We start from the raw sequence: 20,242 nt of genomic DNA on the forward strand, positions 1-20,242 counted from the left end.
CTTTGGATTTGACGGTGCGACAGATCACCATCAGCAGCGCAAGCCTTGAACCTGCACGCCATGGCTCAGCGCTACAGATTCAAGGCCATTCAACGCTTACTGATTGTTTCGACGGACAATCATTGGGCCAGGGGCCTGACACGTCGGCATCATTTCGATAGCGTTGATGTTTACATGCTCTGGTAATGCCAGAATCCAGCGAACCGTGTCAGCGATGTCGCGAGCGGTCAAGGGGTCGGTGCCGGCATAGACGTTGTTGGCAGCCGTGTCATCGCCCTTGAATCGAACATTGGAAAACTCAGTGCCCCCACACAAGCCCGGTTCGATGGATGTCACCCGTACTTTTTTCCCTGCAAGATCGGAGCGCAGGTTCAGGCTGAACTGGTGCACGAACGCTTTTGTCGCACCGTAGACGTTTCCGCCTGGATAAGGATAGGTGCCAGCTGTAGACCCCAAATTGATGATCCAGCCTGCCTGGCGCTTTACCATGTGTGGCAGCGCGGCGTGGGTGCAGTACACCAGCCCACGGATGTTGGTATTGATCATTTCGTCCCAGTCGTCGAGCGACGATTGTTCTGCCGATTCCAACCCCAGTGCCAGACCTGCGTTATTGATCAGTGCGTCGATCGCGCCCACCTCACGCTCAATTGCATCGACCGTGGCGAGGACCTGATCGCGAGAAGAAACATCGAGCGCCCGAGCAATGAAGCGTTCGCCTAACTCCGCCTGAATCTCTGCAAGACGCTCATGGCGACGCCCGGTGCCCACGACAATATGGCCGTCGTTTACCAGCGATCGCGAGATCTCGAGACCGAACCCTGACGTTGCGCCTGTCACCAGAATAATCACTGTGCTACCTCACTTTTGAGCAAATTAGCGATTGATGGATCGCTATCCTAGACCATGGCGCCGTTTTCGAGACTGACAAGTTCTCATGTCAAAATGAACATAATTTAACTGCAGAGGTTGGCATGAGCAGGCTAATCGCGCGCGCCAAATCACCTGAAATTATCGTGTTTTGGAATACTATTCCTTCAGCTTTTATCACTATGCTTCCTAGGTGAGCTGCTGTAAAAATCGGTACACACGAGCCACACCTCGAAAACAAAAGCTCGAGCGATGTTTTTTTCAAACTGCTCAACACAAAAAGCGAGGAACACAATGAAAATGAAAGCTTTGGGCATGCTTACCGTCTCCGCCCTGTTCGCCCTTGTATCTTTTCAGTCTCAAGCCGATCAACTTGCTGAAATCAAAGCTCGCGGGACCTTGGTTTGTGGTGTGCTCAGCACGCTTGAGCCCTTCGGCTACATTGACCCCGCCAGTCGTGAGCTGGTCGGGTATGACGTAGATTTTTGCAAAACCCTCGCCAAGCATCTGGGCGTCAAAGCCGACTTCCGTCAGCTGTCGCTGGATGCGCGTATTCCTGAGCTTTCCCAAGGCCGCGTTGATGTCCTCGCCGCCGTGTTGGGTTACACGCCGGCCCGCGCTGAGCAGGTCGACTTTTCAAACAGTTATTTCTTGAGCCAGATGAAGCTGGCGGTCCAGCAAAGCGCTAACTACACATCGCTCGACGAACTCGATGGCAAGCGCATCAGCTCCATCAAGGGGTCAAGCACCCAGGTCATGATCCGTGCCTCCATTCCCGGGGCGAAAGTGGTCAGCTACGACGACGCACCCTCTGCCTTCATGGCCTTGGCTCAGCGCAAGGTTGATGGTTTTGGCCTGACCGAAGCCATGCTGCGGCGCTTCATCGCTAAATTGGGCGACAATTCCAAGATCGTCGTTCTGGAGAAGCCGATTGGCCAGGAACACTGGGGCCTTGGGGTCAAGAAAGGTGAGCCACAATTGTTGGCAGCGGTCAACGAGACCCTGAGCGAGATGGAGTCTTCAGGTGAGGCCGACCAGATCTTCCAGAAATGGATGGGTAAAGGAACGATCTACAGCATGGAACGGAATTTCAAGGTACAGCCGATCGTACCTTAATGATTCACGTATTTGAGTATTGGCTGGCGCTTGCCAGCCATGCTGGAGTCGTCTCATGCAAAACTTTCTGAATGCCTTCATCACGCTGTTTCAACCGCCATACGACGTTCTGCTGCTGGATGGGCTTGCCCTCACTTTGAAATTGACGCTTTTCAGTTGGATTCTGGCGGTGGCTTTGGGCGTCCTGCTGGCTATGGTCCGTGAGTCGAAGAATATCGTCTGCCAGAAAACAGTAGCGAGCTATGTCGCATTTCAACGCAATGTGCCCATGCTTGTGCACATCCTGCTCTGGTATTTCGGCGTCTCGAACATCCTGCCCATCGCACTGCAGGACCAACTGAGTGCCTTAGGCAGTGAGTTCATCTACCCGGCCATCGCCATAGGCCTGTGCATGGCGGCTTATTTCTGCGAAGACATACGCAGTGGGCTGCGTTCCATTCCTTATGGTCAACACGAGGCTTCTCGGTCGTTGGGCATGAGTTATCTCAAGTCAATGCGTCATGTGATTTTGCCGCAAGCATTACGTGTCTGTGCCCCGCCTTTCATCAACCACACGGTCTTGCTGTTCAAGAACACCAGTTTGGCGATGGCCGTCGGCGCTGCTGAACTGACCTACGCGGTACGGGATATCGAAAATCAGACCTTTCTCACCTTCCAGGCTTATCTGATTGCCACGTTGTTCTACCTCATGGTGTCACTGAGCTTGATGTGGCTCGGTAGTTATGTTGCGCATCAGGCGCGTATTCCGGCGAGGTGATGTATGTGGGAAATCATTGAAGTTTACTGGCAACAGATTCTCGTCGGGCAATATCCGCAGGGCGTGTTGGGCGGCGTCGCCTTGACGCTGATTCTTTCAGTGCTCGGGCTGCTCATTTCGTTTCCGCTGAGCGTGGCTATTGCGTTGTGTCGCGTATCGCCATGGCGAGCCCTGCGCGTGCCGGCGACGGTCCTCGTTTATGTTGTACGCGGGCTACCGCTGGTCATGATGATCTTCTGGAGTTATTTCCTGGTGCCGCTGATGGTAGGGCACACCGTGAGCGGGTTCACGGCGCTGTTGTGCACGCTGATCGTCTATGAAGCTGCTTATCTGTCGGAGGTAGTGCGTGCCGGCATCGAGTCCCTGCCCAAGGGGCAAACCGAGGCTGCACGTTCGCTGGGGCTTAGCTATTGGAAAACCATGATCAAGGTGATCCTGCCACAGGCCTTGTACAACATGGTGCCCAGCCTCATCAGCCAGTTCATCTCGACGATCAAGGAAACATCGCTGGGTTACGTTATCGGCGTGCAGGAACTCACGTTCTCTGCCAACCAGATCAATACACAACTGTTGACCAAGCCGTTCGAGGTCTTCCTGATCCTGGCGCTGGTCTACTTTGTCGTGTGCTTCTGTCTGACCCAGTTGGCACAAACCCTTGAGAAGCGCATTACCCGTAAACGCCTCGGTGTCAACACTGCAAGTCGGAGTAAAACAAATGATCCAGTTCTCCAAGGTTAGTAAGTGGTACGGCGACTACCAGGCTTTGGTCGACGTCAATGCCGAGGTTAAAAAAGGTGAAGTGGTGGTGATTTGCGGGCCGTCAGGTTCGGGTAAATCCACCCTCATCAGGACCATCAACCGCCTCGAGGAAATCCAGCGTGGGGATATTTTCCTCGACGGCCAGAATATCCATGCCAAAGGCCTGGACTTGAATGATTTCAGAACCCGGGTGGGGTTCGTCTTTCAACAGTTCAACCTTTTCCCTCACATGTCGGCGTTGGAAAATGTTTCCCTGGCCCCTATCACCGTGCGCGGACAAAGCAAAGCTGATGTAAAGCGCAAGGCGATGGAGTTGTTGGATCGGGTAGGCCTGGCGCATAAAGCAGAGGCCTACCCTCAGCAACTCTCAGGTGGCCAGCAGCAACGTGTAGCCATCGCCCGGGCGCTGGCGATGAATCCACCGGTGATGCTCTTTGACGAGCCGACCAGTGCCCTCGACCCTGAAATGGTGGGGGAAGTGCTCAGTGTCATGAAGGCGCTGGCCAAGGAAGGAATGACCATGATGTGCGTTACACATGAAATGGGCTTTGCCCGCGAAGTGGCGGACAGGATCTGGTTCATGGATCAGGGCGCAATCCTGGAGGAAAATGACCCCGTGGGCTTTTTCTCCGCCCCCCAACATGCGCGGGCGAAAGCGTTTATTTCGGATTTGCGCGCGCACTGATCTGTACAGCCGTGACGGCAAATCATCACGGCAAACAGGCCTGATGTCATCTGCGAGCAGGCGCAAACAGGTGGTTTCTTTAGCGGGACCTACCCATCGGGTCAGGTTCCGCTTTTTTGTTTAGTAGAGGGTGTATTGATGCATGATATAGCGTTTATCCCGGATGCTGACCCCGGTTCGATTTCGTCCGATGTTGCCGTGTTCGGCGACCTGATCATCACTACGCAAATTCCGTTGAAGCCTGACGGCGAGATGGAGGTTGGCGATATATACGCGCAGAGCGAATGCACCCTGCTTGCACTGAAGCTGGCGTTAGAGAAGGCCGGTAGTTCAATGGCGCGCGTCCTTCATCTGACTATCTACCTCACTCACCCAGAGGATCGGGCAGGTTTTAACGAGGTTTATAAACGCTACTTCTCGCGCCCTTGGCCAGTTCGTGCGGGCATTGGGGTTGCGGCCTTGGGAAAACCTGGCATGCGGGTCGAAGTTACGGCCATGGCTGCAAAGGCGAGCGCTTAGTGCTGGGCGCCGGCACCCGTGGCGGGGGATGGAGGAGGGTGCCGTAGTTACGCTCATTGACCCCCGTATGGGGGCATTGAGGTCGTTTAGCGGGTGAGCTTCGACAGGGAATGGAATCAAACGGATGGCAATGGCGCTAATCGCATCGCGATAGGCTGTGGCAGCACTCAGCACGTACTATCGATTGCAAAGACGGCTTCAACTTCAACCGGCGCTCCGCGGGGGAGCGCCGTTACGCCGATTGCTGCGCGGGCGTGACCACCACGTTCCTGACCAAACAGCTCAATGAACAGGTTCGACGCGCCGTCCAGCACCTTTGCCTGCTGAGTGAATTCGGGTAGGCACTTTATGTATCCGTTGACTTTCAGCACGCGCACACGATCCAGCTCCCCATCAGCGGCGGCATGAGCAATGGCAATAAGGTTGAGCGCACAAAGGCGCGCCGCGTCCTGAGCTTGTTCCAGGGTAACTTCCACGCCGACGGTGCCTTGATACTTCAGGACATCGTCAACCAGGCACACTTGCCCTGCAGCAAAGACCAGGTTGTCGTGGCGCGTGAACTGAACGTAATTGCCGCCGCGGGTATTGAATGCTGGCAGTGTCAGGCCCAACTGCGCCAAGCGTTGTAAAATGGTATCCATGATTATCACCGAGTCTTGGGGTAAGGCTGGCATGCTGGTTTCCCCGCGCGTATGGGTTGAGCCAGTCGCCGGCGGTGCCGACAATGCATGCTTGCCTAGCTGAAAAAAACACACCCCATTGCGATGCGTGGTCGCAATGGGGTGTGGGCTGTTGCGCTTAAACGGCAAGTGCGCGGGTGAACATTTCCGGGTCGACGTTACCGCCGGAGCCGATCAAGGCCACTTTCTTGCCGCGCACATCAACTTTGCCCGCCAGAATCGCAGCCAGCGACACGGCCGCCCCAGGCTCCAACACCAGCTTCAAGGTTTTGAAGGCAACTTTCACTGCGTTCAGGGCTTCTTCTTCGGTAACCGCGTAGGGGGTAGGGTTGCAGTCGCGGATGACCGGGAAGGTATAGGCGCCCATCACCGGGCCGAGGATGCCGTCCATGACGTTCGGCCGGATGACATCGTTACGCTGAGGCACACCGCTGCTCAGGGAGCGGGCAACCTTCTCGTAACCCACAGGTTCGACGACGCCGTATTCGACATTGTCGAAGTGATGCTTGACTGCGGCAAAGACGCCCGAGGTCAGGCCGCCACCACTGCAGTTGACGAGCATCATGTCCAGCTCGATGTCGCGCGCTTTCAGGAACTCGCACAGCTCGAGGCCCGCAGTGCCCTGGCCGGCCATTACCAGGTAGTCGTCGAAAGGTTTGACCAAGGTCAGCCCGCGTTCTGCGGCCAACGCCGCACCAAACTCTTCACGGTCAGTGGTTTCGGCATCGTAAAAAACAACCTCCGCCCCCCACCAGCGGCAATTGGCGACTTTGATTGCGGGGGCGAACGAGGGCAGGCAGATGGTAGCTTGGGTCCCGACAATCTTCGAAGCCGCCGAGACGGCGTGCCCGTGGTTGCCGGAGGAGTAAGCCAGTACACCTCGCTCGCGTTCTTCGGCAGACAATGACATGACTTTGTTCAGCGCACCACGAACTTTGAACGAGCCCGTCAACTGCAAGGATTCGGCCTTTACATAGATTTCCGCTCCGACCATGTCGTTGAGCATCGGGGAAGACAGTACTGGCGTTTCCACGATGCGATTCTTGATGCGTTCACGGGCTTGCAGGATATCGTCGTACGAAAACATAGGTCACCTATTCTCAGTTTTGTATCAGGACACCAGCCAAGGCCAGATAACTGCGGCGGCTTGGCCTCCCAGGGTTGATACTTGGCACTTGTTCTACGCACGAACGTGGAGAGCAAGCGGTACGCGTGTTTCACGTTCTCCTCAGGCGTTACTTTGGCCTGTTTGTCCATAGCCCATCTTCTTCTGAGTACTCTCCTCCCATTTCGCGATGACCAAAGGTGCCAACGCGTTGCCCAGCACGTTCATGGTCGAGGACGCCATATCGATGATCCGATAGATACCAGCGATGAATGCGATGCCTTCCAGCGGAAGCCCCGCGCTGGAGAGGGTTGCGGAGAGCACCACGAACATGAATCCAGGAACGCCTGCTGCGCCTTTGCTGGTGAGGACCATCGTCACCACCAGCATCAGTTGCTGGCTCAGGCTCAGCTCAATGCCGTAGAGCTGGGTGATGAACAAGGTGGCGATGCCCAGAACGATGGAGGTGCCGTCCAGGTTGAACGAGTACCCGACCGGTACCACGAAACCAGTCAATGATCTCGGTGCTCCAAGGGCTTCCACTTTTTGAATAATCTGAGGAATGACGGCAGCAGACGTCGCACTCGAGTACGTCAGGATCAATTCGTCCTTGATGTGGCGGATCAGGTGAAGCAGGTTGATACCGGCATAACGTGCAATGCTGCCCAGGACGACCGCTGCGAAGATAATGAACGAGGCGTAAACCACGATGATCAACTTGGCGAGCGGGATCAGGGCAGAGAAACCGAAGGACGAGATGGTCACGGCGATCATGCCGAACACCCCGATGGGTGAGTAGGCCATGATCATGTGCGTGACCTTAAACATGGTCTCGGAAACACTCGAGAAGAGCGCAATGATGGGGGCCTTCTTCTCGCTACTGAGGCGGTTGAGTGCCATGCCGAAGAGCACGGCGAAGAACAGTACCGAGAGCAATTTGCCCTGAGACATTGCCTCGAGAATATTATCGGGAATGATGCCCAGAATGATGCCGCCGATCCCATGGCTGGCGGCGGGCGCTGCGTTGATAGTGACCTGAGTCTGGTGAAGGCTCGACATGTCCATGCCGGCGCCAGGTTGGGTGAGGTTACCCATGACCAGGCCAAAGAGAATCGCGGTGGTTGTTACGCTCATGAAGTAGATCATGGTCTTGGCACCGACTCGGCCGATCGACTGGCCGTCACCGTGCCCAGCGATTCCGACAACCATGCAACAGAACACGATCGGGACCACGATCATCTTCATCAGTTTGATGAAAATGTCGCCGGCTGGTTGAAGCACATTGGCATTCATCCAGTCGCGTTGCTCAGGGAAGTGATGAAGCACGGCGCCCACAAGGATACCGAGTGCGAAACCAATGAGAATTTGCCAAACAAGCGGGGTTTTAGATATGCGCATAATCGATGTCTGTTTTTTGTAGTGATTGACATGCCAGGCGCAGGCACCCGAGTGCCTGCGCCATCGCTTGAAGATTTATTGCGGCAGTTTATAAAGCCATTCGACGATCGATCTGCAACGAACAGCTGGCGCCCCATGCGTGGGCGCTGTTTTAAACGACGTTATTATTCGGCGGCGATGGCCGCGATCTCCACCAGCATGTCGGCAGTGCGCAGATGCGCCTCGACGGTGGCCCGTGAAGGGGTATTGTTTTTATCCACCCATTCAGCCCACACCGCGTTCATTGCGTCAAAATCGCGGGTGATATCTTTAAGCCAGATGGATACGCTGACCAAGTGGGATTTATCCAGGCCCATGGCTTCTAGGTTTTCGTCGATTTTTTTCAGCACCTGGCGCGTTTGCCCTGTTACATCTTCTTCGCGTTGGTCAGGCGTCTGGCCGCCGACAAAAACGAAGCCATTGGCCCGCACGGCTTTGCTCATGAGTTCGTTATGTTTGATACGAGTGAAATTTGCCACGGTACTGCTCCTGTACATTAACCAAACCGTTTCAGATCGAACGGAGAAAGATCAACCGTCGTTTCCCGCCTGCGAACCATTTCAGAAACGCATTTAGCGGTAATCGCCGATGTCATCAGGCCGTTATGGCCGTGCCCGAAGGCATAAAAGAAACCGTTGCCTCTTTCCACATGGCCGATGGCCGGCAGGCCATCAGGCAGGGAGGGGCGCACACCCATCCAAGGGTTGGCGCCGTCTATGCTCAAGCCTGGGAGATATTTCTGCGCAAGGCTGCCGAGCATGTGCGAACGTTGCAGGTTGGGGGCGGCGCTGGCTGAGCAGAATTCAGCCGTACCGGCAAGCCTCAGCCCATGGAGCATCGGCGTCGCCGCAAAATAGGGCTCGCCGAACACGACCGGCCGGTTCAGCTGAATACCGGAGGAAGGCAGCATCAGATGGTAGCCGCGCTCACTCACCAGGGCTTTGCGGTATCCGTAGCCGGCCAGCAACTCATCAGAGGCGTGCCCCGCGCACAGCACAACTTTTGAGGTGCTCAGCTTCTGTGAGGGGGTGATCAGCGTCCAGTCAGCGTTCTTACCTTGCTTGACACTCAGCACCTTATCCCGAATGAACCGAGCTCCGCCTCGTTCAAGCTGCTTTGCGTAGAGCAGGCCAAGGCCTTGAGGATCACTACAGCGCCCCGAGTAGGCAAAATGGATGGCGCCGACCAGGTCCGGCGTCAGCGCAGGTTCCAATGCCAGGGCTTCTTGGCGCGAGAGGGCAGTGACATCAACACCGTGATCACGCCAGGCGGGGATAGCCTTTTGCCGAGTAGCGAACGCGGATTCAGTACGAAAGGCAATCAGCCCGCCTTCCTGCGTCAACAGATGGCTAGCATCAGCTTTGCTCGCGAGCTCGGCAAGACAGGCCTGAGAGCGGGTTATCAAACTAGCCAGCGCATCCACGGTCTTGGCGTAGGGTGCAGGCTTCAGTGCCGAAACGGCTCGCATCGACCATGGAATCATCTTGCCGAAGTAGCTGGGCTTGATAACCAGAGGTCCTTCTTTATCCAACAGAAGCTTAGGTAACTTGAGCAACAGGTCAGGAGTGGCGGGTGGAAAGATGTTTGCTTGGGAAAGGTAGCCTGCGTTACCCGCCGAGCAACCTTCCATCGCAGGCGAGTGGTCGACGACAGTAACCTTGAAGCCGTCCAGCTGTAGCTGAAGAGCGACCGAAAGTCCCACGATTCCCGCACCGATGACGACGACGTCATTGCAGGCGTTCAAGTCTGGCTGCTGCATACACTAATCCTAAGGAGCACGGCTTTTTGTGGACGGTTCACTGGCCGGAACCAGGAGCCTGATGTTGTGATCAAGGTGCGCGCGTATGGACAAAGTTTTACAGAAGCCGCAGTAGGAGGCATAGTGATAATAATTGAAGGAAAAGTATTCCAAAGCGAGATAGATAAATGAACGTCACGTTCAAGCAGCTTGAAGCCTTCATTGCGGTCTGCGATCACGGTACCTTCGAGGGCGCCGCCCGGCATCTGGGATTGGCTCAGTCCGCGATCTCTCGGCAGATCCAGGAGCTGGAGCAGTGGTTTGGATTCGATCTGTTCGATCGCACGGGGCGTACCGCCAAGCCGAATGCGATGGCGCGTGACGTTGTCGCGCAAGCCCGATTCGTTCTGCTTCAGCGAGGTGTGTTCGACAGCTGCTTGATGAGTAGCGAGGTCGTCAAACGCAAGCTCAGAATTGGCGTCACGGAGCTGACAGCGATAGCCTGGTTGTCCAGCATTATTCAGGCGATTTCCAGGGAGTATCCACAAATCGTCGTTGAACCGGTTGTCGAGATGAGCGCAGGCTTGAAGGACCTGCTGCTTGCCGGGCGCCTGGATGTCGTCGTGCTTCCGGATGCCTTCGTGCAGGAAGGGCTGGTCAAACGACCGCTACAAGCCGTTGCGAATCGGCTTTATTGTTCCGCTGATTTGAAGCTTGATCGGGAGAACGTCGATATCACGCTCTTCGAGCGCCACACGCTGCTGTTCGAAGGCAAAAAATCGGGCTCTGGCTTGCTGGTCAGCGAGTGGCTGAAGGCCAACAATGTCAAACCCCTCAATCAGATGTCGTGCAACAGCATCGTCGCCATGCTCGGCTTGACCATCTCCGGCCTCGGTGTTGCGTTCATCCCGCCCATGATCGCCGCCAGCTGTGTCCGAAACGGGCAATTGATTGAGCTGCAGATGCACCCGGAGCCGCCGTGTATTCCCTACGTCGTCGCCGCGCGCTCAGACTCCTTCACTCCGGTATTGCGGCGTATTTCAGAAATCATTGGTGAAGTGTGCAGCTCTGCAGGGACGGTGAGCATGTCGTTCGGGATTGATGTCCCGCGGGAGGTATGAAGCATGTCCAACATAAAGCAAATTGAGGCGTTCTACTGGACGATCAAGCTGGGCACGCTGCAGCGTGCTGCCGGAAAGCTGTTCATCACGCAGTCAGCTGCAACCAAACGCATCAAGGAGCTGGAAAAACAGGCGTCGGTACCGCTATTCGATTCCAATGCGCAGAAATCGTCATTGACGAGCAAGGGGGAAGAGCTCCTTGTCGCCGCGGGTGCCGTGCTGGAGAGCTTGCAGCAGCTGGATGAAATGCGCACGTCGGCTCAGCGAACCATGAGAACGGTCAGAATCGGCCTTTCCGAATTGGCCACGCTCACCTGGTTCTCGGGCTTTGTTCAACAAATGCGGGTTATCTACCCGCACATTTCCCTGCTTCCAGACGTTGATATTTCCGCGCGGCTGCAACAAAAGATGATGACGGGTGAGCTTGACCTGATCGTCGTGCCGGTGGATTACGTTTCGCCCGAGATGGAGTCGCTGCTGATCGATTCGGTTGACTTTGCCTGGCTGGCGCCCCCCGGTTCTTTTGAGGCAGGTGTGCCTGTTACTGTCAGCGAACTCGCGCGACTGCCGGTGATCGTGCAAGGGCCACAGTCAGGGATCACTACACGGCTGGAGCAACTTTTTGCGCAGTCAGGTGTTGAGTTTACCAAGGTGTACGGGAGTAACAGCCTGTTCGCGCTCGCTGCGCTGATACGGGCGGGGGTGGGAGTGAGTTGCATACCAAAGGTGTTGTTCGAGGAAGATATTGCGTGTGGCTTGTACCAGGAAGTCACGCTGGCCACAGGGGCCACCCCGGTGGATTACCATCTCGCATTCATGAAGCATGACCAGCAAGCGTTGGGGTATACGCTAGGTGCTTTGGCACGGGACTGCGCCAAATCCTACGGCACCAGCATTGTTAACGAAAAGTGAAGCTGCAGGTAAACGCTGGTTGTTGCACGACCAGCGTTTACCTGCAGCCTGTGGACTTGCTCGAACGGTTGACGATGGCTTGAGCCTGGCTCACTGCGCGGACAGGGCTGGCTGTCGCTCTGGATGCTTTTGTTCGTTCACAAAGCCCCATACAGCCAGTGCACCGGCAACGCCCAGCACGCCGGTCAATACGAATGCTGCGCTATAGGTGCCGGTTGCCTGAATGATGACCCCGGTGAGGGTCGGTGCGAACAGGCCGGCACAGTTGCCCATGCCATGCATCAATCCTCCTGCCGTGCCAACGTAGTAGCTCGGTACGGTATCCTGAATCAGTGCCCAATAAGCGGAAGCCGTCAGCATCAGAAAGCCGATTGCCACGGACATGAACAGTACTACCCACTGCACGGACTCAGAACGCCCGCTCAGGCCAATACATGCTGCCGCCAGTGTCAGGCATGTGACCAGCACCACCTTGCGGGAGAACAGTTGGCGTCCGGTTTTCTGGTAGATCTTGTCAATCAGGAAGCCCCCTGCTGCCATACCGCACGCGCCCACAAGCCATGGGAATGCAGTGATCCAACTCATCTGTTGCAGGCTGACGCCTTTGGTGTCTACCAGATAGCTGGGGAACCAGGTCATGAAGAAGTAAAGCGTGTAGTTGTAGCAGAACAGTGAGAAGCCTGTGCAAAGTACCGCGGGCCGCATCAGCACTGAACGTAAAGTAGGTTTGCTGAGCGGTTGGTCTGTTTCAACGATGATGTCTCGGCCAGCCTGAATGTCCTTGAGCTCCTGCGGGCTCACCCGCTTATGGTCGGCAGGGTTGTCGGTGGCGATGAACTTCCACGCGATGGCCCACAGCACGCCGATGGCGCCCACTATCACGAATGAAATCTGCCAGCCGAGCGATATGGCAAGAAATCCGATCACAGGGCCCGCCAAAGCGCCACCCAGCGGCCCACCCGCCTGGTTAATTCCCACTGCTCGAGCGCGCTCGCGGATCGGGAACCAATTGTTCACGACCTTGTTCGCCGTGGTAGGCACCGGGCCCTCACCGACACCGAACAATGCCCGGATGATCAATAGCGTCCAGAAACTGTAAGCCAACGCTGTCAGTGCGCACAGGCCTGACCAGATGCACATGGCATAGACAAATACGCGTTTGGGCCCATACCTGTCGGCCAGGTAACCGCCGATAAAGTTGAAGGCGGCGTAACCTATGAAAAATCCACTGAAGACCATGCCTTTTTCGCTGGGCGTCAGTTCGAAGCTTTTGGTTATGAACGGCATCGCTACTGACAGTGCTGCGCGATCCATGTAGTTGATGACCATGGCGATGAATAGCATGGTCACAATGAACCAGCGATAGTGGCTTTTATTTTTATTCATGAGGGCTCGCCTGTGAAAGCGCGCGCAGCCGAGGATCCGCTGCGCGGGTTGGGTGGTGCCGGGAGGGTTAGCGCTTTTGCGCCTGGACTGCATCGTCGACCATATCGAACAGGCTGAAGCGCGGAGCCCAGCCAAGGATCGCCCTGGCTTTTGCAGCCGTGCTGTGCGGCTGGCCGAGCTCGGCAGGCAGGTTGGCCTCCACGTAGCGGCGGCCGGTTGCTTGCGCCAGGTATGGGATAAAGGTATCCAGGCTTACCAGGCTAGGAGGCGCGAGGTTGAAGGTTTCGCCGACCGCTGCAGGCTTGTCGAGCATCAGCAGCAGCGCATCCACGATATCGCGCACGTCCGTCAACTCTTGGGTGTGAGCATGACCGTTGGCATCACGGGCCAGCAGCAGGGGGTCATCATCCCCGGCCAGCGGCTCCAGCACATCCAGCAAGCGCTGAACATCATTGGCTGCCGAGTTGGCGTTGTGGCTGCTGGCAGCGCGCAGGCTGTCTATTCGCCCCTGCAGAGAAAAGGCCGGGCGGGAGTATTCCCCATTAGGGTCGATGACTTCAGCTGCCGCTTCAATATGCGAAAAGACAGCTGTGCTGACCAGCAGATTCGAGTGAGTTCTGGCGAAGAAGTCGAGCATGTCCTGCCCCAGCAACTTGGTCATTCCGTAAAAGCTGTACGGCTCGCGCGGATGATGTTCATCCACCGGCCTGTAACGGGCGAAGCGAGTCGGGTAAACCTGGTCGCTGGAAGCGAAGATCAGCCGCACGGTGTCGAGCGAGGATTGCTGGGCCGCGCAATCGAAAACGTTATAGCTTCCCGTGACATTGGCTGCCCATAGGCGGTCGCGGTCTTCGCTACGAAACGAGATGAGTGCAGCCAGGTGGAAAACCGCCCCGGCGCCCTCCATGGCTTGGCGAACATCATCGCGGTTGGCAAGATTACCGACAGTGCACTGGATACCAGCCGCCTGGGCCTTGCCCAGGTTGGGATCGCCCGGCAGCACAACGGTGCTGATGACGTGCCCTCGCTGAATCAGCGCTTTGGCAACTTCACTGCCTACACGACCGGTAGCACCTGTAATGAATACTTTCACGTTGCATTCCCTTGATTGTTGTTGGAAGAAGTGGAATGACTAGAGCATGTGAAGAATCATTACCTGTCGCAATGCCGCAGTTCGTCGTTATGCGCGCGTATCTCAGAGTATGGGAATTACTCATTCACCCGTCGTCGTGGCCTCGCTGCTTTCCATTCTTGCCAGGTAATCGAAGAGCTTGGCCGCTTCAGGTGAAAGTTGCGCTTCATTCGCCACCCCCACATAAAGGGTGCGCCTGGCCCAATCATCGGTGAGCCTGATCGCGTGTATCTGCGTTCCCAGCAACGCTTTGCGCACCGACGCAAGGGGCAGCACACCCGCACCCAGGCCTGCTTCGATCATCCTGCAAATACCGTCGAAGCTGCTGACCTGAATGCGCACCTTGAGCATCTTGCCGTTGGCCACTGCTGCATCCGTAAGGCGTCGCAGCAGCGAACTCCCTTGGTTCAGTGCAACGAAGTCGAAGTCCAGCGCATCCGCAAGGGCAATCTGTTGCAACCCGGCAAGCGGGTGGTCGTTGGGCACCAGCAGCACCAACTGATCACGGCGGTAGACCCGCTTGAGCAGCCCCTCAGACGCAACGTTGTCGGCGAAAATCCCGATATCAGCCCTGCCATTGGATACGGCGTCGACAATGTCATCGCTTAGTGCTTCTTCCATGCCGATACGTACATGCGGGTTGTCGGCGAGGTAGCAAGCCAGGTCCTGGGGCAGGAACTGGACGACTGCCGAGGTGTTGGCGGTGAGGCGAACGTGCCCGCGCACCCCCATGGCAAAGTCATTGGCGTCACACGCCATGCGGTTGACGCTCTCGAGGATATGACGCGCGTGGTCGGCAATGCCTCGGCCTGCTGCGGTCAACGCAACCCCGCGTGGCAGGCGTACGAATAACGCACAGTCAGTGATGCGCTCCAACTCTGCCAGGCGCTTGCTTGCCGTAGAAAGCGTCATGTTCGCGCGATGGGCCGCTTGAGTCAGGTTGAGCGTTTCTGCAGCGAAGACCAGCAGGCGCAGGGATAACAAATCAACGTGTAGAAGGTTCATCACAAGCTCCAAGGCTTTCGATTTCGGAAAGGGTAATGGAGAATTTCGCAATTTTCATTATCGGCAATGAGCGTAATCATCCGGTCATAACAACCAACAAGAGCGGATGACGCCATGACCCTCCCATTGCAAGGCATCAAGGTCATCGAAATGGGGCAGCTGATTGCTGGTCCGTTTGCTGCCAAAATCCTCGCCGAATTCGGTGCCGAGGTAATCAAGATCGAGCCCCCGGTCACCGGTGACCCCCTGCGCAAATGGCGCATGCTGCACAACGGCACATCTGTGTGGTGGGCATCCCAGTCGCGCAACAAGCGCTCCGTTACGCTGGATCTGCGCCAGGGCGAGGCGCACGAGGTGGTCAAGCGTCTTGTCGCAGACGCTGACATATTGATCGAGAACTTCCGGCCGGGCACTCTCGAAAAATGGGGCCTGGGATGGGATGTGCTGAGCGAAATCAACCCTCGTCTGGTAATGCTTCGGGTGTCCGGCTACGGGCAAAGCGGGCCTTATCGTGACTTGCCCGGCTTCGGTGTGATAGGTGAGGCGATGGGCGGGCTTCGCCATCTTTCCGGTGAGCCCGGGCGCACGCCAGTGCGGGTTGGCGTGTCAATCGGTGACTCGCTCTCTGCGCTGCACGGGGTCATCGGTGTGCTGCTCGCACTGCGCCATCGCGAGCAGAACAACGGCCAAGGGCAGCAGGTGGATGTTGCGCTGTACGAGTCGGTGTTCAACATGATGGAGAGCCTTATCCCCGAATACTCGGTGTTCCAGTCCATTCGCCAACCAGCGGGGAGCAGTTTGCCCGGTATTGCCCCTACAAACGCCTACCGTTGCAAGGATGGAAAGTACGCACTGATCGCCGGCAACGGTGACAGCATCTACCGTCGCCTCATGGAAAAGATCGATCGCCTGGACCTTGCCAATGACCCTGAACTTGAGCAGAACGATGGCCGCGTCCGGCATGTAGCGCGTATCGACGCCGCCATTTCAACCTGGACTGCCGAACGCTCACTGGATGAAGTGCTGGAAGCGTTGAACGAGGCGCGGATTCCCGCCGGCAAGATCTACGATGCCGCCGACATTGCCAGCGACCCCCATTACCAGGCGCGTGACATGCTGCTCGCGAGCACGCTGGAAGACGGCACGCCGGTCACTTTGCCAGGCATCGTGCCCAAGCTCCTTTCCACACCCGGGCAGTTGCGTTCGAAGGCGCCGACCTTGGGTGAGCATACCGACGAGGTGCTCGATGCCTGCGGCGTCGATGCACACACGCGTGACCAATGGCGTGCGCGCGGCATTATTTGAAATGCGGAGTAACCTGATGAAACGTCTATTTATGCAGGAAGTCGCCACTCGGGACGGCTTTCAGAACGAAGCCACCTTCATCGAAACGGCCGACAAGATTTCAATGATCGACGCGCTGAGCCAGTGCGGCTTCGCCAAAATCGAGGTGACGTCCTTCACCTCGCCCAAGGCCATTCCTGCGCTGCGCGACGCAGAAGCAGTCATGCAGGGCATCACTCGCCAGCCTGGGGTTGAATATACCGTGTTGGTGCCTAATGTTCGCGGCGCCGAGCGGGCATTGGGCTGCGGTATCGACGAAGCCAATCTGGTGATGTCGGTCAGTGAGCCACATAACAGGTCCAACCTGCGTATGGCCCGTGAGGACTCCTTCGCTCAACTCAAGGAAGTGGTTTCCGTCATCGGCCAAGGTCCTGTTGCCGTGAATGTTTCACTCTCTACGGTATTCGGCTGCCCCATGCAGGGCGATGTACCTGCCGCTGAAGTGCTGGACTGGGTTGCGCGCTTTGCAGACCTGGGGGTGCGCGGCGTCACGCTTTGTGACACCACTGGCATGGCATACCCTTCTCAGGTTCAGACCTTGTCGGCGCAAGTGCTCAAGCGGTTCCCCGAACTGCAGGTGACACTGCATTTTCACAATACCCGCGGCATGGCACTGGCCAATACGCTGGCCGCGCTTGAAGCTGGCATCGACCGTTTCGACGCCTCGCTCGGCGGCTTGGGTGGCTGCCCTTACGCGCCAGGTGCCAGCGGTAACGTGTGCACTGAAGACCTGGTGCACATGCTCGACCTGATGGGGTACGACACGGGCGTTGACCTCGACCTGATTCTGGCTGCCTCCGCGCGCCTGCCGGGGTTGATCGGGCACGCAACGCCCAGCCAGATTCTCAGGGCGGGCAAACGCCTGGATCTGCATCCGATCCCGGAACATGTTCACAACTTGTCCAGGCAAGTCGTGTCGGCTGTAGCGGAGGTGGCCAAATGATTGACCACCTGGACCATCTGGTACTGACCACTTTCGATGTTGACGCGTGTAAAGACTTTTACGTCCGCGTGCTGGGTATGCGCCTGGAGACGTTTGGCGCAGGTCGCCTGGCTTTCTGTTACGGCAACCAGAAAATCAACGTTCATGTCCGCGGGCATGAGTTCGAGCCCAAGGCCCATTTGCCGGTTCCCGGCGCACTGGACCTGTGCTTCATCGCAAGTGTTGACCTGAAACAGGTGGTTGCGCATCTGGAAAGCCAGAACTGGCCAATCATCGAAGGCCCAGTTCAGCGAACCGGTGCGACCGGGCCTATCCGCTCTGTCTACGTGCGCGACCCAGACCTGAACCTGATCGAGATTTCCGAGCTGCTGTGACCTGGCTTGCGATCAAACACAATAACAAGAGGTACACCATGAACATCGTATTCCTCGACGGTGCCAGCCTGCCGTCTGCCCTGCAACGCCCAGCACTCGCCAGCCACTGGACAGTACGTGAAAGCACCGCCCCCGAACAGGTCGTTTCTGCGCTTGCCGATGCGCAAGTGGCCATTACCAACAAGGTGAAGCTGGGGCGAGCCCAACTTGAGCAGTTGTCAGGGTTGAAGCTGATCTGCGTTGCCGCAACTGGCTACGATTGCATCGACATTGCGGCGTGCAGGGATTTGGGCATTACCGTGTGCAACGCGCCTGCTTACTCGGCGGTGAGTGTGGCCGAAGCGGTGATCGCATCGCTGTTTGCACTGCGCCGGCACCTTTTCGAGTACCGTGATGCAGCGTCTCGTCACTGGCCTACCTCCAATCATTTCTGCGTGCACGGCACGCCGATCCTGGACGTTGAAGGCTCTACCCTCGGTATCGTGGGGCGGGGCGACATCGGCAGCAGGGTAGCGCGCCTGGCTTCTGCCTTGGGTATGAAGGTGATCTTTGCCGAACACCGCGGTGCGAGCACTGTCCGCGAAGGCTATGTGGCATTTGAAGCCATGCTGCGGCAGGCAGATGCCATTTCGTTGCACTGCCCACTGACAGCGCAAACCCATCATCTGATAGACGCAGCGCAAATCGCTCAGATGAAGCCTGGTGCCTTGTTGATCAATACAGCACGCGGGCCTCTTGTTGAGGAGCAAGCGGTGCTCGATGCACTGCATTCAGGTCAGCTCGGCGGCGCTGCGCTTGATGTACTCGATGGCGAACCGCCTCGCGCTGAACACCCCTACCTGCACAGCCAACTGCACAATCTGATCATCACGCCTCATGTGGGTTGGGCCAGCCAGAGCAGCGTATCCCGCCTCAAAGAGATCTTGCTTGGCAACATCGAATCCTTCGCCGCTGGGAAGGCAATTAACGTGGTCTCCTGAAAGCACGTGTGTACAGACAACTTGAATAGGTAGAGCGCCATGACAAAAACAATCAGCTCTTCATCCGAAATACCTGCCGTTCCGGGGTTGAAACGCAAGCCGTTTTATCACCACCTTTATGTGCAGGTTCTTGCGGCGATCTTGCTGGGTATCCTGCTGGGGCACATCAGCCCCGGCTTGGGCGAACAGATGAAGCCGCTAGGCGACACATTCATCAAGCTGATCAAGATGTTGATTGCGCCGATCATCTTCTGCACGGTTGTCAGTGGCATCGCCAGCATGCAGAACTTGAAGAAAATCGGCCGTATCGGTTTCAAGTCTCTGGTGTATTTCGAGGTCTTGACCACCTTGGCGCTGATCATCGGTTTGATAGGGGTAAACCTGTTCAAGCCAGGCGTTGGCATGCACATCGATCCGGCGACGCTGGATGCCACTGCCATTGCCGGTTATACCAAGGCGGCGCACGACCAAAGCGTGGTCGGCTTCCTGACGCACATCGTGCCTACCACGGTATTCGGTGCTTTCGCTGATGGAGAAATCCTGCAGGTACTGTTCATTTCCGTGTTGTTCGCGTTTGGGTTGCAACTGTTGGGCCCCATCGGCAAACCGCTGCTTGCGACGATCGACCTGGTAGCGCAAGCGTTCTTCCGGATGTTGAAAATCGTCATGTACGTGGCACCGCTTGGGGCGTTCGGTGGCATGGCATTCACCGTAGGCAAGTACGGTATCGGCTCGCTGGCGGCCTACGGGCACCTGCTGATCTGCTACTACGTCACAGGCCTGGTTTTCGTGTTCGTGGTGCTCAACCTCGCAGCGCGGCTGGCGGGCTTCAGCCTGTGGAAGTTCCTCAAATACATCAGGGAAGAACTGGTACTGGTGCTCGGTACCTCGTCTTCGGAGTCTGCGCTGCCGCGTTTGATGACCAAACTTGAGAAACTGGGCTGCGAGAAGTCCACAGTGGGCCTGGTGGTGCCATCGGGTTACTGCTTCAACCTCGATGGCAGTTGCATCAACATGACAGTGCTGGCCATCTTCATCGCCCAGGCCCTGGACATCGATGTATCGCTCTACCACCAGATCACGCTGCTGCTGATCCTGCTGCTGACGTCAAAAGGCGCCGCGAGTGTAACCGGGGGCGCGTTCATCACCCTGGCCGCGACACTGGGCTCCATCGATGTCATCCCCGCTGCGGGCCTGGTGCTGGTACTGGGTGTCTATCGTTTCATCTCGGAGGGCGGCGCGCTGATCAACGTGATCGGTAATGGTGTCGCCGCGCTGTTCGTCGCCCGCTGGGAGGGTGTTCTGGACCGGGAACAACTCGCGCGCGAGTTGGGCTGAGTTTACGTACCGGCCTCCCTGCTGGCTGCCACGCACAGGCAGTA

General features: G+C 56.9%; 21 protein-coding genes. 12 read left to right on the top strand and 9 right to left on the bottom strand.

The features are described 5' to 3' along the window. Nucleotides 1–96 precede the first annotated feature (96 nt). Nucleotides 97–849 carry an SDR family NAD(P)-dependent oxidoreductase gene (locus JOY50_RS05180; RefSeq protein ID WP_243054883.1) on the bottom strand — a complete coding sequence of 251 codons (753 nt, stop codon included), beginning with the start codon at nt 847–849 and terminating at the stop codon, nt 97–99. A gap of 312 nt (nt 850–1,161) precedes the next feature. On the opposite strand from JOY50_RS05180, the gene JOY50_RS05185 reads away from it, so the two are divergent. The 5 genes from JOY50_RS05185 to JOY50_RS05205 all read left to right on the top strand — a co-directional run bounded on the left by JOY50_RS05185 (nt 1,162) and on the right by JOY50_RS05205 (nt 4,703). Beyond that, entirely contained in the window at nt 1,162–1,983 is an 822-nt protein-coding gene (locus JOY50_RS05185; protein ID WP_243054884.1) for an ABC transporter substrate-binding protein, read from the top strand. A 55-nt stretch (nt 1,984–2,038) separates the two neighbouring features. After that, nucleotides 2,039–2,740: an amino acid ABC transporter permease gene (locus JOY50_RS05190; RefSeq protein WP_138736592.1), complete on the top strand. Its 702-nt coding sequence runs from the start codon at nt 2,039–2,041 to the stop codon at nt 2,738–2,740. A 3-nt stretch (nt 2,741–2,743) separates the two neighbouring features. Then, nucleotides 2,744–3,478: an amino acid ABC transporter permease gene (locus JOY50_RS05195; RefSeq protein ID WP_063426003.1), complete on the top strand. Its 735-nt coding sequence runs from the start codon at nt 2,744–2,746 to the stop codon at nt 3,476–3,478. Continuing rightward, entirely contained in the window at nt 3,456–4,184 is a 729-nt protein-coding gene (locus JOY50_RS05200) for an amino acid ABC transporter ATP-binding protein (protein WP_063426005.1), read from the top strand. Before JOY50_RS05195 ends, JOY50_RS05200 begins: the two co-directional genes overlap by 23 nt. Nucleotides 4,185–4,322: 138 nt before the next feature. Further along, a complete protein-coding gene (locus JOY50_RS05205; RefSeq protein WP_243054885.1) occupies nt 4,323–4,703 on the top strand; it encodes a RidA family protein in 381 nt (126 codons plus the stop codon). Between the two features lie 167 nt (nt 4,704–4,870). On the opposite strand, the gene JOY50_RS05210 is transcribed toward JOY50_RS05205, so the two are convergent. From JOY50_RS05210 to JOY50_RS05230, 5 genes are all read right to left on the bottom strand, one after another. Next, entirely contained in the window at nt 4,871–5,344 is a 474-nt protein-coding gene (locus JOY50_RS05210; RefSeq protein WP_243054886.1) for a RidA family protein, read from the bottom strand. A 157-nt stretch (nt 5,345–5,501) separates the two neighbouring features. Then, complete coding sequence (locus JOY50_RS05215; RefSeq protein WP_138736595.1) at nt 5,502–6,470, bottom strand: threonine/serine dehydratase; 969 nt, start codon at nt 6,468–6,470, stop codon at nt 5,502–5,504. 141 nt (nt 6,471–6,611) lie between these two features. Beyond that, nucleotides 6,612–7,886, bottom strand: a complete 1,275-nt coding sequence (locus JOY50_RS05220) for a cation:dicarboxylate symporter family transporter (protein WP_138736596.1) — start codon at nt 7,884–7,886, stop codon at nt 6,612–6,614. Between the two features lie 164 nt (nt 7,887–8,050). Next, nucleotides 8,051–8,404: a RidA family protein gene (locus tag JOY50_RS05225; RefSeq protein WP_063426013.1), complete on the bottom strand. Its 354-nt coding sequence runs from the start codon at nt 8,402–8,404 to the stop codon at nt 8,051–8,053. Nucleotides 8,405–8,421: 17 nt separating this feature from the next. Further along, entirely contained in the window at nt 8,422–9,684 is a 1,263-nt protein-coding gene (locus tag JOY50_RS05230) for an FAD-binding oxidoreductase (protein WP_138736597.1), read from the bottom strand. 167 nt (nt 9,685–9,851) lie between these two features. On the opposite strand from JOY50_RS05230, the gene JOY50_RS05235 reads away from it, so the two are divergent. Beyond that, on the top strand, nt 9,852–10,784 hold the full coding sequence (locus tag JOY50_RS05235; protein ID WP_138736598.1) for a LysR family transcriptional regulator: 933 nt from the start codon (nt 9,852–9,854) through the stop codon (nt 10,782–10,784). A 3-nt stretch (nt 10,785–10,787) separates the two neighbouring features. Beyond that, complete coding sequence (locus tag JOY50_RS05240) at nt 10,788–11,696, top strand: LysR family transcriptional regulator (protein ID WP_138736599.1); 909 nt, start codon at nt 10,788–10,790, stop codon at nt 11,694–11,696. A gap of 90 nt (nt 11,697–11,786) precedes the next feature. Here JOY50_RS05240 and JOY50_RS05245 read toward each other — a convergent pair whose 3' ends face one another. The 3 genes from JOY50_RS05245 to JOY50_RS05255 all read right to left on the bottom strand — a co-directional run bounded on the left by JOY50_RS05245 (nt 11,787) and on the right by JOY50_RS05255 (nt 15,222). After that, complete coding sequence (locus JOY50_RS05245; RefSeq protein ID WP_138736600.1) at nt 11,787–13,082, bottom strand: MFS transporter; 1,296 nt, start codon at nt 13,080–13,082, stop codon at nt 11,787–11,789. A 67-nt stretch (nt 13,083–13,149) separates the two neighbouring features. Then, a complete protein-coding gene (locus JOY50_RS05250; protein WP_138736601.1) occupies nt 13,150–14,175 on the bottom strand; it encodes an NAD(P)-dependent oxidoreductase in 1,026 nt (341 codons plus the stop codon). Between the two features lie 120 nt (nt 14,176–14,295). Further along, a complete protein-coding gene (locus JOY50_RS05255) occupies nt 14,296–15,222 on the bottom strand; it encodes a LysR family transcriptional regulator (protein WP_138736654.1) in 927 nt (308 codons plus the stop codon). Between the two features lie 111 nt (nt 15,223–15,333). Between JOY50_RS05255 and JOY50_RS05260 the strand changes: the two genes are divergently transcribed. From JOY50_RS05260 to dctA, 5 genes are read left to right on the top strand one after another with little or no spacing between them, the layout of a single operon-like run. Next, nucleotides 15,334–16,524, top strand: a complete 1,191-nt coding sequence (locus JOY50_RS05260) for a CaiB/BaiF CoA-transferase family protein (RefSeq protein ID WP_243054887.1) — start codon at nt 15,334–15,336, stop codon at nt 16,522–16,524. 16 nt (nt 16,525–16,540) lie between these two features. Then, complete coding sequence (locus JOY50_RS05265) at nt 16,541–17,506, top strand: hydroxymethylglutaryl-CoA lyase (protein WP_138736655.1); 966 nt, start codon at nt 16,541–16,543, stop codon at nt 17,504–17,506. Further along, nucleotides 17,503–17,880: a VOC family protein gene (locus JOY50_RS05270; protein ID WP_138736603.1), complete on the top strand. Its 378-nt coding sequence runs from the start codon at nt 17,503–17,505 to the stop codon at nt 17,878–17,880. Before JOY50_RS05265 ends, JOY50_RS05270 begins: the two co-directional genes overlap by 4 nt. A 38-nt stretch (nt 17,881–17,918) precedes the next feature. Continuing rightward, entirely contained in the window at nt 17,919–18,860 is a 942-nt protein-coding gene (locus JOY50_RS05275) for a D-2-hydroxyacid dehydrogenase (protein ID WP_243054888.1), read from the top strand. Nucleotides 18,861–18,899: 39 nt separating this feature from the next. Next, nucleotides 18,900–20,198, top strand: coding sequence for a C4-dicarboxylate transporter DctA (dctA, locus tag JOY50_RS05280; protein ID WP_138736605.1), 1,299 nt, complete (start codon nt 18,900–18,902; stop codon nt 20,196–20,198). Nucleotides 20,199–20,242 lie beyond the last annotated feature (44 nt).

The sequence above is a fragment of the Pseudomonas sp. BP01 genome (assembly GCF_022760795.1).
GTDB lineage: Bacteria > Pseudomonadota > Gammaproteobacteria > Pseudomonadales > Pseudomonadaceae > Aquipseudomonas > Aquipseudomonas putida_Q.